Annotated in this window: 16 protein-coding genes; 10 read left to right on the forward strand and 6 right to left on the reverse strand. The window is 72.5% G+C overall.

Going from position 1 to position 14170, the window contains the following annotated elements; all coding sequences use genetic code 11:
* Positions 1 to 14 precede the first annotated feature (14 nt).
* Positions 15 to 1016, reverse strand: a complete 1002-nt coding sequence (locus DK427_RS07690) for a 2-hydroxyacid dehydrogenase (protein WP_109950754.1) — start codon at positions 1014 to 1016, stop codon at positions 15 to 17.
* 270 nt (positions 1017 to 1286) lie between these two features.
* On the opposite strand from DK427_RS07690, the gene DK427_RS07695 reads away from it, so the two are divergent.
* Positions 1287 to 1853 (forward strand): SH3 domain-containing protein, encoded by a 567-nt coding sequence (locus DK427_RS07695; protein ID WP_109950755.1) that lies wholly within the window; start codon positions 1287 to 1289, stop codon positions 1851 to 1853.
* 67 nt (positions 1854 to 1920) lie between these two features.
* On the opposite strand, the gene irr is transcribed toward DK427_RS07695, so the two are convergent.
* Entirely contained in the window at positions 1921 to 2433 is a 513-nt protein-coding gene (gene irr, locus DK427_RS07700) for a Fur family transcriptional regulator Irr (RefSeq protein ID WP_109950756.1), read from the reverse strand.
* A 257-nt stretch (positions 2434 to 2690) separates the two neighbouring features.
* Between irr and fabA the strand changes: the two genes are divergently transcribed.
* The 3 genes from fabA to fabI all read left to right on the forward strand — a co-directional run bounded on the left by fabA (position 2691) and on the right by fabI (position 5810).
* A complete protein-coding gene (gene fabA / locus DK427_RS07705; protein ID WP_109950757.1) occupies positions 2691 to 3236 on the forward strand; it encodes a 3-hydroxyacyl-[acyl-carrier-protein] dehydratase FabA in 546 nt (181 codons plus the stop codon).
* A gap of 147 nt (positions 3237 to 3383) precedes the next feature.
* Complete coding sequence (gene fabB, locus DK427_RS07710; protein WP_109954056.1) at positions 3384 to 4610, forward strand: beta-ketoacyl-ACP synthase I; 1227 nt, start codon at positions 3384 to 3386, stop codon at positions 4608 to 4610.
* A gap of 369 nt (positions 4611 to 4979) precedes the next feature.
* Entirely contained in the window at positions 4980 to 5810 is an 831-nt protein-coding gene (gene fabI, locus DK427_RS07715) for an enoyl-ACP reductase FabI (protein ID WP_109950758.1), read from the forward strand.
* A 7-nt stretch (positions 5811 to 5817) separates the two neighbouring features.
* Here the strand turns inward: fabI and DK427_RS07720 are convergent, their stop codons facing one another.
* On the reverse strand, positions 5818 to 6060 hold the full coding sequence (locus DK427_RS07720) for a hypothetical protein (protein WP_109950759.1): 243 nt from the start codon (positions 6058 to 6060) through the stop codon (positions 5818 to 5820).
* A gap of 46 nt (positions 6061 to 6106) precedes the next feature.
* On the opposite strand from DK427_RS07720, the gene DK427_RS07725 reads away from it, so the two are divergent.
* Genes DK427_RS07725 through DK427_RS07735 form a run of 3 tightly spaced genes read left to right on the forward strand, consistent with a single transcriptional unit; the run spans position 6107 to position 8231 of the window.
* Entirely contained in the window at positions 6107 to 6334 is a 228-nt protein-coding gene (locus DK427_RS07725) for a hypothetical protein (protein ID WP_109950760.1), read from the forward strand.
* Between the two features lie 60 nt (positions 6335 to 6394).
* Positions 6395 to 6634, forward strand: coding sequence for a DUF2188 domain-containing protein (locus DK427_RS07730; protein WP_109950761.1), 240 nt, complete (start codon positions 6395 to 6397; stop codon positions 6632 to 6634).
* Positions 6635 to 6662: 28 nt separating this feature from the next.
* Positions 6663 to 8231: a DUF6880 family protein gene (locus tag DK427_RS07735; RefSeq protein WP_245930834.1), complete on the forward strand. Its 1569-nt coding sequence runs from the start codon at positions 6663 to 6665 to the stop codon at positions 8229 to 8231.
* Between the two features lie 16 nt (positions 8232 to 8247).
* On the opposite strand, the gene DK427_RS07740 is transcribed toward DK427_RS07735, so the two are convergent.
* Positions 8248 to 8607 carry a DUF427 domain-containing protein gene (locus tag DK427_RS07740; protein WP_109950762.1) on the reverse strand — a complete coding sequence of 120 codons (360 nt, stop codon included), beginning with the start codon at positions 8605 to 8607 and terminating at the stop codon, positions 8248 to 8250.
* Entirely contained in the window at positions 8604 to 9527 is a 924-nt protein-coding gene (locus tag DK427_RS07745) for a methyltransferase domain-containing protein (RefSeq protein WP_109950763.1), read from the reverse strand. The genes DK427_RS07740 and DK427_RS07745 overlap by 4 nt, the downstream gene beginning before the upstream one ends.
* 179 nt (positions 9528 to 9706) lie before the next feature.
* Between DK427_RS07745 and DK427_RS07750 the strand changes: the two genes are divergently transcribed.
* Both DK427_RS07750 and DK427_RS07755 read left to right on the forward strand, forming a co-directional pair.
* Positions 9707 to 9940, forward strand: a complete 234-nt coding sequence (locus DK427_RS07750) for a hypothetical protein (protein WP_109950764.1) — start codon at positions 9707 to 9709, stop codon at positions 9938 to 9940.
* A 78-nt stretch (positions 9941 to 10018) separates the two neighbouring features.
* Complete coding sequence (locus tag DK427_RS07755; RefSeq protein WP_109950765.1) at positions 10019 to 10327, forward strand: hypothetical protein; 309 nt, start codon at positions 10019 to 10021, stop codon at positions 10325 to 10327.
* A gap of 7 nt (positions 10328 to 10334) precedes the next feature.
* Here the strand turns inward: DK427_RS07755 and DK427_RS07760 are convergent, their stop codons facing one another.
* Positions 10335 to 13385, reverse strand: coding sequence for an N-6 DNA methylase (locus DK427_RS07760; protein WP_109950766.1), 3051 nt, complete (start codon positions 13383 to 13385; stop codon positions 10335 to 10337).
* Positions 13386 to 13559: 174 nt separating this feature from the next.
* Here DK427_RS07760 and panD point away from each other — a divergent pair, with 174 nt between their 5' ends.
* A complete protein-coding gene (gene panD, locus DK427_RS07765) occupies positions 13560 to 14021 on the forward strand; it encodes an aspartate 1-decarboxylase (protein ID WP_109950767.1) in 462 nt (153 codons plus the stop codon).
* Positions 14022 to 14170: the final 149 nt, after the last annotated feature.

Here is a 14170-nt window from a genome sequence, read left to right on the forward strand (position 1 = left end):
CGCGCCCTGCGCCCTCAGAGCATGCTCGGCAGCACTCGGTCCGGCGGACGATGCCCGTCCATGAAGGTCTTGATGTTGATGATGACCTTCTCGCCCATGTCCATGCGGCTCTCGTGGGTGGCCGAGCCCATATGCGGCAGCAGCACCACCTTGCCGGTGCGGGCGAGCTTGACGAGGCGCGGGCTCACCGCCGGCTCCTGCTCGAACACGTCGAGGCCGGCCGCCGAGACGTCGCCGCCCTCGATCAGGCGGGCGAGCGCGTTCTCGTCGATCACCTCGCCGCGGGCGGTGTTCACCACGATCGCCTCGCGCTTCAGGAGCTTGAGGCGGCGGGCCGAGAGCAGGTGGTAGGTGGCCGGGGTGTGCGGGCAGTTGACCGAGACGATGTCGACCCGCGCCAGCATCTGGTCGAGGGATTCCCAGTAGGTCGCGTCGAGTGCGCTCTCGGTTGCGGCCGGGACCCGGCGGCGGTTGTGGTAGTGGATCTGCAGGCCGAAGGCGCGGGCGCGGCGGGCGAGCGCCTGGCCGATCCGCCCCATGCCGACGATGCCGAGGCGCTTGCCGGTGATGCGGCGGCCGAGCATCCAGGTCGGCGACCAGCCTGTGTTCCACTCGTCGTCCGGGATGATGCGCGCGCCCTCGGCCACCCGGCGCGCGACCGCGAGGATCAGCGCCATGGTCATGTCGGCGGTGTCTTCGGTCAGCACACCGGGCGTGTTCGTCACGGTGATGCCGCGCTCCAGCGCCACTCCGACGTCGATGTGGTCCACGCCGTTGCCGAAATTGGCGATGAGGCGAAGGTTCGGTCCGGCCTGCGCAAGGAGCCCCGAATCGATCTCGTCGGTCACGGTCGGGACCAGGACATCGGCATCGCGGAGCGCCGCGGCCAGCTGCTCGGCGCCCATGGGTTTGTCGTCCGCGTTGAGGCGCACGTCGAAGAGCTCGCGCATGCGCGTCTCGACGGCGTCCGGCAGGCGGCGCGTCACCACCACGAGCGGCTTGCGCTTCGACGTCATCTGTCCTCCCTCGCGCCAGGGCGCATGGTCCGGCCTCTTGTCCGTCCCTCGACGCGGTGCGGACCCGCCGGGTTCCGGCGGGCGCAAGCGTCCGTTAACCGAACTCCGCCAGTACGATCGGGCGTCGTGCGGGGCCCAGACGGGCGGGTTTCGGGCCTTTGGCCTCCTTACCAGAGCGAGGGCGGAACACAATCGGGACGGCCGGTCGCGACGCACAGGCAAGACGCACAGCCATCAAGACGCACAGCCATGAGGATGGGAGACCGCACGATGCGCATGGCCCGAACGCTCCTGACGGGCGCCGTCCTGCTGCTCGCCGGGCTGGCCTCCGCCGCGCCGGCCCTGGCGGCGCCCGCGGCCTCCACGCCCGAGACCGCGCTCGGTCCGGTCACCAAGCTGCCGCTGCCGCGCTACGCCAGCCTGAAGACGGACCGGGTCAACCTGCGCGAGGGGCCCTCCAAGGACCATCGCACCCTGTGGGTGTTCCAGCGGGCGGGCCTGCCGGTGGAGATCATCGGTGAGTTCGAGACTTGGCGCCGGATCCGCGACTCGGAGGGCACCGAGGGCTGGGTGCTGCACTCGCTGCTGTCGGGCCGCCGCACCGCCCTCGTCACGGCCCCGAAGAACGACCGCAATGCGGTGCCGCTGCGGGCGAGCGCCGCCGACGACGCCCGCGACGAGGCGCGGCTGGAGGCCGGCGTGATCGGCAGCGTGAAGAGCTGCACGGGCACATGGTGCCGCCTCGTCGTTGCCCTGCCGGGCAAGCGCGGCGACGTGGACGGCTACATCCGGCAGAACCGCCTCTGGGGCGTCTACCCGAACGAGCGGGTGGAGTAGGCGCCCGGAACGCGAAAGGCCCGGGGATCAACCCGGGCCTCTCACCAGATCCGTATGTTCCGGCCGCTCAGCCCTGACGGCGCGCCCCAGCGCGGCGGCGCAGGCGGACGATGACCTCCACGCCCGCGATCTCCATGCCCTCGGGCGCCTCAGGCAGCGAATCGACGGTGATGCCGCAATCGGGCATGTCCATCACCTTGGCCTCGTCCTCGAGGTAGAAGTGGTGGTGCTCGGTCGGGTTGGTGTCGAAATAGGCCTTCGACCCGTCCAGCGCGAGCTGGCGCAGCAGGCCGGCCTCGGTGAACTGGTGCAGCGTGTTGTAGACGGTGGCCAGGGAGACCGGGACCTTCGCCCGCATGGCCTCGTCGTAGAGCATCTCGGCCGTGAGATGGCGGTCGCCGCGGCCGAAGAGCAGCCAGCCGAGCGAGAGGCGCTGGCGCGTGGGCCGCAGGCCCGCGCGGCGCAGGCGGTCGCGCAGGTCCGAGAGCGGGCAGCCGCGGCGGCCGGCGGCGGACATCTCCGCGGAGAGCGGGGCGGTCCGGCCGTTCAGGACGGCCTGCAGGGACGACAGCTCGGACATCGGCGGACGGGACGCTCTCTGGAATACCTGTAAATTTGAGCATGGATTATACGGAACCGCGACCGCAGCCGCAACCCGATCGGCCGTCAGCGCTCGCGGGTGAGGCGGCGGGCGAAATTTTGAAGGCGCCCGAGCCCGTGTTAACGAGGCGCCGAATGCCGGGCCCGCCCGCCGGGCCAGCGAGAGCCTCCGGCGGCGCTCCGAGCCGGCCGCCGCGGCCGAGCGACCACGTTCGATCAGGGAACCTAAACGCCCCCATGTCCTCCGACACCAACGCGCACCAGACCGCATCCGAGGCGAGAGCCCGCGCGTCGAGCTACACCTACGAGGATCTCCTGGCCTGCGGTCGCGGCGAGCTGTTTGGGGCGGGCAACGCCCAGCTGCCGCTGCCGCCGATGCTGATGTTCGACCGCATCACGGAGATCAGCAGCGAGGGCGGCGCCTACGGCAAGGGGCTGGTCCGGGCCGAGTTCGACATCCGCCCCGACCTCTGGTTCTTTCCCTGCCATTTCAAGGGCGACCCGGTGATGCCGGGTTGCCTCGGGCTCGATGCGCTCTGGCAGCTCGTGGGCTTCCATCTCGGGTGGCTCGGCGCGCCGGGCCGCGGCCGGGCGCTCGGCGTCGGCGAGGTGAAGTTCACCGATCAGGTGCTGCCCACCGTCAAGCAGGTGGTCTACGGCGTCGATCTCAAGCGCGTGCGCCAGGGCAAGCTGGTGCTCGGCATCGCCGACGGCTGGCTGGAGGCCGACGGCAAGCGCATCTACGAGGCCCAGGACCTGCGCGTCGCGCTGTTCCAGAGCTGATTTTTTCGCACCCGGGGGTGGCCGGCGGGAGCGGTCGGTGACCTCTGGCCGTTGCCCCGGCAGTTGCGATCAGGCGGGCTTCGTCCTAGCTGACCGAGAATGAGCGTGGCCCGTGGCTCACGGGCCGCCGCGGAGACAGTGTTCTACATGCGCCGTGTCGTCATCTCCGGGATGGGCATCGTCTCGTCCATCGGCAACAACACGCAGGAAGTCCTCGGCTCCCTGCGCGAGGCGCGCTCGGGCATCGCGCGCGACGAATCGCAGGCCGCCCACGGCTTCCGCTGCCAGGTCTCGGGTGCGCCGAGCCTCGACCCGGAGGGCGTGGTCGACCGGCGCGCCATGCGCTTCCACGGCGGCGGCACCGCCTGGAACCACGTCGCGATGGAGCAGGCGATCCGGGACGCGGGTCTCGATGCCGGCGACGTCTCGAACGACCGCACCGGCATCATCATGGGCTCGGGCGGCCCTTCGACCCGCGCCATCGTGGAATCGGCCGCCATCGCCACCGAGAAGGGGCCGAAGCGCGTTGGGCCCTTCGCGGTGCCGAAGGCGATGTGCTCGACGGCCTCCGCCACGCTCGCGACGTGGTTCAAGATCCGCGGCGTGAACTACTCGATCTCGTCCGCCTGCGCGACCTCGAACCACTGCATCGGCAACGCCGCCGAGATCATCCAGGCGGGCCGGCAGGACGTGATCTTCGCGGGCGGCTGCGAGGAGCTGGACTGGACCCTCTCGGTCCTGTTCGACGCCATGGGTGCCATGTCCTCGAAGTATAACGACACTCCGTCCCGGTCGTCGCGCGCCTACGATGCGGGCCGCGACGGCTTCGTGATCGCGGGCGGCGCGGGCGTTCTGGTGCTGGAGGAGTACGAGCACGCCAAGGCGCGCGGTGCCCGCATCTACGGAGAGGTCGCGGGCTACGGCGCGACCTCGGACGGGCACGACATGGTGGCCCCCTCCGGCGAGGGCGCGGTGCGCTGCATGAAGCAGGCGATCGCCGGCCTGAAGGGCGCGAAGATCGACTATATCAACCCGCACGCCACCTCGACGCCGGTCGGCGACGACAAGGAGATCGAGGCGATCCGCGAGGTCTTCGGCCGCGGAGAGGACTGCCCGCCGATCGCGGCGACGAAGTCGCTCACCGGCCACTCGCTGGGCGCCACCGGCGTGCAGGAGGCGATCTACGCGCTCCTGATGATGAACAACGGCTTCATCTGCGAGAGCGCCCATATCGACGAGCTCGACCCGGCCTTCGCCGACATGCCGATCCTGCGCGAGCGCCGGGACAACGCCCAGCTCGGCCACGTCCTGTCGAACTCCTTCGGCTTCGGCGGCACCAACGCGACGCTGGTGCTCAAGCACGTCGACGCCTGAGGGCCTGATCCGGGCCGCGACCTTTCGGCCACTGGCGGAATCCTGCTGGCCCGGAACGTTTCCGTTTCGTAAACGCTGTCTCCGCACTTCCGGCGGAGACAGCGCGTGGTCCCCTTCCTCATCGCCATCCTGGCCGGGCCCGTCTGTGCCGGCGCCGGCATGGTCTTCGTCCGCCAGCGCCTGATCGAGGCCGCCCGCGAGGAGACCCGCGGCTATTTCTGAGTGCGCCGCGGCGCCGGCCTTCCATCCCCAGGCGCCCTTACGGATAGTCCTGCCGCATTGGACAGCGCGACGACCGGCGCGCTATGGCTCGCCCCCAATTCGACGCCCCTTCCGGGGGCCTGACGGTACCAGGGACGAGCGGATCGCATGACGGCATTGATGGCGGGCAAGCGCGGCCTGATCATGGGCGTTGCCAACGATCACTCGATCGCCTGGGGCATCGCCCGGATGCTGCACCAGCACGGCGCCCGCCTCGCCTTCACCTACCAGGGCGAGGCGCTCGGCCGCCGGGTCGGACCGCTCGCCGCCAAGCTCGATTCCGACGTGGTGATCCCCTGCGACGTGGAGGACCTCGCCTCCGTGGACGCCGCCTTCGAGCGGCTGGACGCGGCCTTCGACGGCGGCCTCGACTTCGTCGTCCACGCGGTCGGCTTCTCCGACAAGGCGCAGCTCAAGGGCCGCTACGTCGACGTGACCACGCGCGACAACTTCGTGCGCACCATGACGATCTCGTGCTTCTCCTTCACGGAGATCGCCCAGCGGGCGGCGCGGCGCATGCGGAACGGTGGCTCCCTCCTCACGCTCACCTACGGCGGCTCGACCCGGGTCATGCCGAACTACAACGTGATGGGCGTGGCCAAGGCCGCGCTGGAGGCCTCGGTGCGCTACCTCGCCTCCGACCTCGGTCCGGACGGCATCCGGGTCAACGCGCTCTCGGCCGGCCCGATGCGCACGCTGGCCGGCGCCGGCATCGCGGACGCGCGCCTGATGTTCAACCACCAGAAGGCGCACGCGCCGCTGCGGCGCACGGTGAGCCTGGACGATGTCGGCGGCTCGGCCCTCTACCTGCTTTCCGACCTCTCGGGTGGCGTGACCGGCGAGGTCCACTTCGTGGATTCGGGCTACAACATCATCTCGATGCCGCGGCCCGACGTGCTCCAGGCCCAGGACGCGGCCGGCGTCGTCGGCGACGCCTGAGGCGCGCTCAGTCCGGGATCCGGCCGGGCGGCAGCAGGCCCGGCTCCGCCGCTGGTTCTACACGCTGGCGCCGCGCCCCGCGCACCACCCTGCGCTCGCGCCGCTCGGCGAGGTGGGGCGGGGGCGGAGCGGAGGGATAGTTCGACGCGAAGGGGTTCGGCGGCACGCCCTGCGCCCGCGCAATCGGTGCGGGCAGGCAGAGGGCGCAGATGGCGCCGGCCAGGAACGTGGCGGAGAGGAGGATGCGCATGCGCGCCTCCTGAGGCCTGAATCGTGACGCCAGTAGGGTGAGGCGCATGGAACCGCACCGGTTCGAGCAGGACGGCGAGGCCTACGAAGCCCGCTTCGAGCGCGTGGACGGGGGCTGGGTCGCCCATATCCGGCGCATCGCGGACGACGCCGTGCGCAGCCTCGCCTTCCCGGACGGTGTCGGCTACGCCGCCGACGATGTCCGCGGCTCGCTCGTCGCCGGCTGCGAGGCCGCGGCCATGCGCTTCGCGGAGCGCGTGCCGACCCGGCACTGAGGAACCGCCCCCGGATCTCCCGTGTTCGCGCTCAACAGTGACACGCGTCGAGGAGCATCCATGACCGAGGTGACCTACCACATTGTCGAGCACGACGGCGGCTTCGCCTACAAGGTCGGCGACGTGTTCTCCGAGACCTTTCCGAGCCGGGAGGAGGCCCTGCAGGCGGCTCAGGCCGCGGCGGCCGAGCAGCAGGTGCCGGGCTCGACCGAGGGCATCCGCTACCAGGACGGGGCGGGCGCCTGGCACGACGAGACCGCGCAGGGCAACGACCGCCCGGTGACGAAGGTCGAGGACTGACGGCGGTCCGGGGAGGCTTCGGAGGACGATGGCGCGTCGAAAGGCTCGGGCCGCCGAGGCCGAGGCCGAGGCCGCTCCGGCGGTGGGCGATCCGGTGGCCGAGTCCTCGGCAGAGGCGTCCTCCAAGGCCGCTCCAAAGGCTGCTCCGAGGAGCCTTCCCAAGGGCGCGCGGCGCACCACCCCCTCCGTCGAGACCCTGGCCGCCCTCGACCATGAGCGGCTGATCGGCCTCGTCCTCGACGAGACCCGGCGCAACCCGGCCTTCCGCAAGCTGGTGAGCGCCGCGCTCGCGGCCCGCCAGGGTCCGGACGCCGTGGCCAGGATCGTCGACCGGCGGCTCGCCGCCCTCGAGGGCGCGCGGGGCTACATCGACTGGCAGAAGCGCCGCGCCTTCGCCCTCGACCTCGACACCACCGTCTCGGTGATCCTGAACGAGTTGCGCCCGCTCGACGCGGAGGCCGCCCTGGAGCGGCTCCTGCGCTTTCTCGGCGGCGCGGATGACGTGTTCGCGCGCGTCGATGACGGGACTGGCACCGTGCAGGGCGTCTACGACCGTGCCGCCGAAGCGGCGGTCGAGATCGGCGCAGGACTGCCACCCGCGACGGCCGCCCGCTTCGCGAGCGCGCTGCTGCCGCGCGTGCTCGCCGACCCGACCGGCGCCCTCACCGTGCTCCTGCGCGGATTGATCGGGCGGCTCGACCCGGCGGCGCTGGCGCCGCTCGACGCCGAGGTGACCGGGCTGGCGGCGGAGACGGGGGCGCGGGCGGGCCGGCGCGAGACGGAGACGCTGCGCCGGCTGCAGCGGCGCCTGCTCCTGCGCCTGCGCCAGGACATCGCCGAGCGCCGCGGCGACATTGACGCCTTCATCGCCCTTGAGGTGGAGGCGGTGCCGGGCTCGCCCGACCGGGTCGACATCGCCACGCGCCTGCTCGGGGCGGATCGTCCGGCGGAGGCGCTCGACTGGCTGCGCCGGAAGACGCCCCAGCCGCTCACCCGCGCCGACCTGATCGCCGGCCTCGACGAGACGGCGATGGAGCGCGAGCGCGCGGTTCTGGAGATCCAGGCGCTCGACGCCCTCGGGCGGGGCGCGGAGGCGCAGGATCTGCGCTGGCGGGGCTTCGCGCAGCGGCTCGACGCCGATATGCTGCGGGCCTATCTCGCCAAGTTGCCGGATTTCGAGGACGACGAGGCCCTGCGGCGCGCCTTCGCGGTGGTCGAGGCCTTTCCCGATCCGCACCGAGCGCTGGGCTTCCTGGTGCGATGGCCGGACCTCGACCGGGCGGCCCGGCTGGTGACCGGGCGGCCCGAGATCTGGGCGGGCGAGCGCTACACCATCCTGGCGCCGGCCGCGGAGGCGTTGGCGCAAGCCCACCCGCTCGCCGCGACGATACTCTACCGGGCGCTCCTCGACGACATCCTGGCCCGTGGGCGCAGCCAAGCCTACACCCACGGCGCCGCCTACCTGCTGGAACTGGACCTGATCGCCGAGCGCGCCGATCTCGGCGGCCTGAAGCCGGACCCATCGGAGTACCGGGAGGGCCTGAAGCGGCGGCACGGGCGCAAGTACGGGTTCTGGGATCTGGTCGAGGGCGGCTGAGCCGCCGGCTCGGCACTCAGTCCTGCTCGATCGCGTCGACCCGGTCCGGGTAGAAGGCGAGGTGTCCGCGGATCGCCGCCACGGCCGGGAATGGGTCCTCGTAGCTCCAGACCGCGTCGCCGCGCTGCGCCTCCCCGACCTGCAGGTCGTAGTAGCGCGCATCGCCCTTGTAGGGGCAGTGGCTGCGCCGCGACGACGGCGTGAAGTGTTCCAGCCGCGCGTCGGCCCGCGGGATGTAGAGGACCGGCAGGTATCCGCCCTCCTGCAGGCTCAGCGCCGCGCGCGTCTCGGCCACGACCGCGCCGTTCAGCACCACCCGGATACGGCCCGGATGCGGCAGGATCGCGATCGGATGGTCGGGACCGGGCAGCTTCATCGCGGGCTCCTGTCGTCTGGATCTGGGATGGTCTCGGGGGTGATCTCCCGCGTGCCGAGCGCGTCGGCGAGCCGCGCCTGGGCGCTGCCCGGCCGCAGGGGCTTCTGCTGGCTCTCGTGCGGGGCCCAGCCGGAGAGCCAGAGCAGCTCGAAGGTGGCGCGCACCCGGCCGTCCGGGTCGGCGAAGCGGGCCGCGTAGATCTCGGCTGCCCGGAGCAGGGTGGCGCGGCGCAGGGGCGTGCGGCGGCGCTCGCTGAGCGCGTTGGTCAGCCCCATCGCCCGCAGGTCCCGCATCAGGCCGAACGGATCGGCGTAGCGCACGGTCAGCGTCTCGCTGTCGACCACCGGCAGGGCGAAGCCCGCCCGCTGCAGCAGGCCGCCGACCTCGCGCACCGCCGCGAACGGGGCGACGCGCGGGCTGATGCCCCCCTCCATCTCGCTCTCGGCCGCGCCGAAGCTCTGGCGCAACTCGGTCAGGCTCGCGCCGCCGAGCAGGCAGCCGAGGAACAGCCCGTCCGGCCTCAGGGCCCGCCGCAGTTGCACCAGGGCACCCGGCAGGTCGTTCACGCCCTGAAGGGCGAGCAGCGAGACCGCGAGATCGAGGCTGCCCACCGCCACGGGCAGCGCCTCCGGGTCGGCGACGGCGCCCGCGATGCCGGGCTCGGATGCTTCCGGCAGCGGCGCGAGACGCAGGATCCGGCCGCCGCCGAGGCGCCGGGCGAGGATCCGCGCCGCGGCCGGGGTCGGCGTGCCGAGATCGAGCGCGCTGGAGAAGCTCCGCAGGACCGTGCCTAGCCGGTCGTCGAGATCCTCCGCCGCGCGGGCGAGCAGGAAGTCGGCGTAGCCGCCTCCGCGGCCGTTCGCGCGCGCCCGGGCGAGGCGTCTGCGGGCAAGGGCTGTGTCGAAGAGGGGCGTGTCCATGCGCCGCCTAGATGGCGCCCGCCGGGCCCCAGCGCCAGCGCTCTCCGCCGCGCAGCGGGCATGGCTCGGGACGGACGCCTGCGCGCGGCCCTGCGCGGGCGCTTCACACCTGCGCGAGCCCGGAACGCCGGATTACGGCAGGCCGTTCTTCGTGCCACGACAGACAGGAGAACACCACGATGACGCGCATCCTCGTCGGCGCCCTCGCGCTCACGGCCCTTGCCTGGACCGGGGCCGCCGAGGCCAAGGGCTGCATCAAGGGCGCCGTGGTCGGCGGCGTCGCCGGCCATTATGCCGGCCATCACGGCCTCCTGGGGGCCGCCGCCGGCTGCGCGGTCGGTCGCCACCGCGCCAACAAACAGGCGCGCCAGGACAACGAGGCCGCGGGTCAGGCGCAGCCCGCCGGGCGCTGAGGCGAAACTGCGCGGTTGGGCTGCCGGTTTCCCCTTATCGGGGCCGGCAGCCGGCCCGCAGCAGGACATCCAGCACCGATGCGACTTTCCGCACGTCCGCCGTTCCTCCGCCTCCTCGCGGCCTCGGCCGCGCTCGCCGTCCTCCTCCCCGCTGCCGCCGACGCGCAGGGCGTCGGCTTCGCCACCGGCCTGCCCGGCCGCGACCCGGCGGGCGAGGACGCCATCGGCTGGGGCCCGGCCTACCGGCCCGAGACCAGCTTCTCGCAGCCGGGCACGCCGCCGACGCCCGGCGACTACGCGGGCGCCGCGTACAGGGCGCGCACCGGCCACGGCGTCTACGACCGGGTCCAGCGGGCGCCGCAGCCGCGCCGCTACCGGGATTGGTGAGCGGGTCTCAAGCGTCCTCCAGTTCCGGCGCGGCCGGCGCGACCGCGGCGGCGAACGGGTCCGGTCCGAGCAGATCCGCTGTCAGCGCATCGATGCGGGCGGAGATCCCGTCGCCTCGCAGCGCCTCGCGGATCGCCCGGCGCGCGCGCTGGAACGGCGTGCCCGGCTCGACCGGGACCGCGCCGGCTACCCGCTCGGCCTCGGCCGCGGCGGCGGCCAGATCCGCGTGGAGCCCGCTGCGCGCGTCGAAATGTGGGATCGGCAGGGTGAACATCAGCTTGTCGAAGTCGCGCTCGCCCTGCTCCCCGCGGGCCTGGAGCGGTGCGATGCGGGCGCGGACCGTCTCGCTGTTGAGGAGCGCGAGCAGGTAGAGGCCCTCCGCCTCCGTCTCGACCTCCGCCCAGTAGAGCTTGTGATCGATGATCGCCTGTCCGTCGCGCAGGAGGCATGCCGCCGGCTGCCGGCCCGCCTTCGAGAACACGACGCGCAAGGCCCGAATCGGGAACTGGCTGGTCAGGCCGTTGTGGAAGTTCCAGCGCTGGCCCAGCGTCATCCGGCCGGCGCTCGTACGCTGCCAGATGCCTTCCGCCCGCTCCATCCAGTCGGCGAGGCGGCCGAAGCCGCGATTGCCGGCCTGGTTTGCGTCGAGCACCTGGCCGGCCGCGTCCACCGGGACGATCCCCTCGAAGGGCCGCAGGGCGCGGAACGGCGCGATCGTCTCGCCGAGATGGACCGGCCGCAGGAAGCGGCCCTCCACCGCGCCCTCCAGGGCGTCGAGGGCGCGGTAGCGGGGATCCTCGAGGTTCGAGCGCCGGCTGCGCACGGCCGGCGCGGCCCGGCTGGCGCCGAGGCGGCCCCCATCGCGGCGCTCCACGAGGCAGAGCATCCGCGGCACCAGGGTCGCGCCCTGGCGGAACCGGTCCCGGTAGGGCGAGGCCGCCGCGAAGCCGACCGCGCGTGGCGCCTCCGCCAGGGCCGAGACGACGTGGCGGTCCGCCAGTTCCTCGGGCGCGTCCTTGAAGGGGAGGCGGCCCGCGAAGGCCGTGACCCGCGCGGGCGTCGGCCGTGCCCGCTCGGACACCTCGGCGAAGAGCACGCAGGTCGGCACCCGGAAGAGCGGGGCCACGGCCTGGTTGTCGAGCATCCAGGCCTCCGTGAAGGCGGCGCGCACGCCCTCCCAGTCACCAGTGCGGAAGGCGCGGTACTGGCCGCGGCTGAGGGCAGCCAACGGCAGCACCATGGCGAGCCGCCCGCCCCGGCGCCGCCGGTCAGCCGGCTTGGCGTAGAGCTCGGCGCAGCGCACGAGGAACAGGCCCGAGAGGTCGGTCTGCGTGACGAGGCGCGCCTCGTCCGGCCCGACCCAGACGCCGAGGCGCCGCGCCGTCTCGCGGAAGCGCTCCTGCATGTCCCGCGACATGAAGCGGTAGGAGAGCCAGGGCGGGTTGCCCAGCACCACGTCGACCCGCGCCCCGTCCGAGAGAGCGACCGGCCGGCTGAGGTTGCGCGCGATGAAGCCCCAGACATGGTCGCGGCCGGCCCGCCGCAGGCGGTCGTAGGTGAGGTAGGTCGCCCGCAGCGTGTCGCGGTGCTCGGCCGGCACCCCGAGTCCCGCGAGGCTGCCCAGGAAGGCGTCGGCCTCGCGCCCCGCCTCGCTGGCGTCGTGGAGGGCGGCCACGACCGCGTCGAACAGGGCGGGGTCGGCGCAGAGCGCTAGCGGGAAGCGCAGAACCGAGCCGCCGCTCCGCCGCGCGCCCGTCGGCGGCACCGCGATGACGAGATCCTGCTCCACCGCGTCGCGCCGGACGTTCCACTGCAGCGCGTCGCCGAGATAGACCGGCAGCGAGATGGCGTCCTCGCGCGCGAGCAGGGATTCGCCGAGCGCCAGCAGGTAGGTGACGCGGGCGAAGATCACCGCGACCGGATGCACGTCGAAGCCGGTGATCGCGGCACAGCAGGCGGCCGCCACCGCGCCTGCCGGCACGCCGGCCTCGGCGAGAGCCGCCCGCTTCAGCCGCACCGCGTGGAACAGGAAGCTGCCCGAGCCGCAGGCCGGGTCGAGGCAGCTCTGCGTCGCCGGGGCGTCGAGGGCGCGGCGCACCACCTTCCGGGCGAGCCAGTCGGGCGTGTAGTACTCGCCGAGGTCGTGGCGCTGCTCCGGGTCGATCAGCGATTCGTAGAGCACCTTCAGGAGATCGACGTCGACGCTGCCGAGGTCGAACCGGGCGGCGTGGCCGGCGAGGCTCGCGACGATCCCGGGGCCCTCCGGCGCGCCCAGGATCCAGCCGAAGAAATCCTCCTCGACGGCGCCATGCACTCCGGCATCCCGGAAGGCGCGCCCGTCGAGGAGATCCTCCGGCGAGCGCCCGTGGATGCGCATGGCCCCGGCCGCGATCGCCTTGGCGAGGATCACCAGATAGGTGTGCTGCAGCCAGAGGTCGTCGCCGCCCACCGCCTTGCCGTAGACGAAGCCGAGATGCCGCTCCCAGAGCTGGCGCTTGAGCGACGCCTCGGGATCGGCCGCCACCGCCGCCCAGGCGGTCCGCAGCAGGGCGTGGGTGCGGGCGAAGGCGACGCTGCGGCGGCCGAGCTCGTTCGTGATGCCCACCGCGTCGGCCGGCAGCCAATCGCGCACCGCGATCACGCCTTCGAGCCAAGCGGTGAGGTCGCGCGCCTCGGCGGGGCGCGCATCGCAGGCGCCGAGCGGCACGAGGGCGCCCGCCCGCATCTCATAGGCCACGAAACACGCCCCGTCGGTCGCGAGGCCAACATAGCGCTGCCCGGTCGCCGCCTCGCGCTCCGGCAGGTAGCGGGCGAGCTGCGCCTCGGCCGCCGCCGCCTCGCGGCGCAGGTCCGCCTTGATCTCGATGAGCGTGCGGCCGAGCAGCGCGTCCACCCGGCCGCGCACCTCGGGGAGCGCCCGCTCGAAGGCGATCTGCTCGCTGCGGGCGCCGAGCGCCCCGGTGAGCAGGCGGTGCAGCAGCGCCCGAACCTTCTCGTGACCGGGCCGGCGGGCGAGTTCGGCGACGACGGCATCGAGTTCGGCTTGGGTGATGGGCATCGGCTACCTCAGGTGCGTACAGGCAGCTAAATTCACTTGAGGTTATATTTCAAGGCCGAGTTCGGCGCCCTTCATACCTGAGGTTAAATATCTTGGCCGGCGGTAGCCCCTTGCCGCGCGAGCCGGTACAAGGGCGGCGAACACGCCCGGTTCACGGGCGGCCGGGGGGATCAGATGCAGAGTTTCGTCCGGGCCAAGCTGCATGGCATCCGGGTGACGGGGGCCGACCTCAACTATCACGGCTCGATCACCCTCGACGCCGACCTCTGCCGCGAGGCGGGACTCGACCCGCTCGAATTCGTCGAGATCTGGAACAAGATGTCGGGCGCGCGGATCAGCACCTACGTGCTGTACGGCCCGGCCGGCTCCGGCTGCTGCGTGCTGAACGGGGCGGCGGCGCGCACCTGCCAGGTTGGCGACGAGGTGATCATCGCCTCGGCAAGCTACGGCAGCGTGGACGACGTGATCAGTCACAAGCCGCGGGTGCTGATCTTCGGCGAAGGCAACCGGGTCGTGGACCGTGTGCTCTACGACGTGTTCCGCGACGAGGCGGGGCGCCTCGACATGCGGATCATCGAGGCGGACACGGGTGTGGAAGAGGCGCCGCGGGTGGCGACGCAGATCCGGGTGGTGTGAGGTTCGGAAGGCGCGTCGATCCTTCCCCGCGGAACAGGGTGATCGCCTGTGGGCAGCGTACCTCGCTATCAGGTCCCGTATCTTTGATCCGGAGAGGGCGCGCGGTGCAGTTTGGGTTCTTTGACGGGCCTTCCAACGCGCAGGGCCAC

This window comes from Methylobacterium radiodurans (assembly GCF_003173735.1).
Classification (GTDB): domain Bacteria; phylum Pseudomonadota; class Alphaproteobacteria; order Rhizobiales; family Beijerinckiaceae; genus Methylobacterium; species Methylobacterium radiodurans.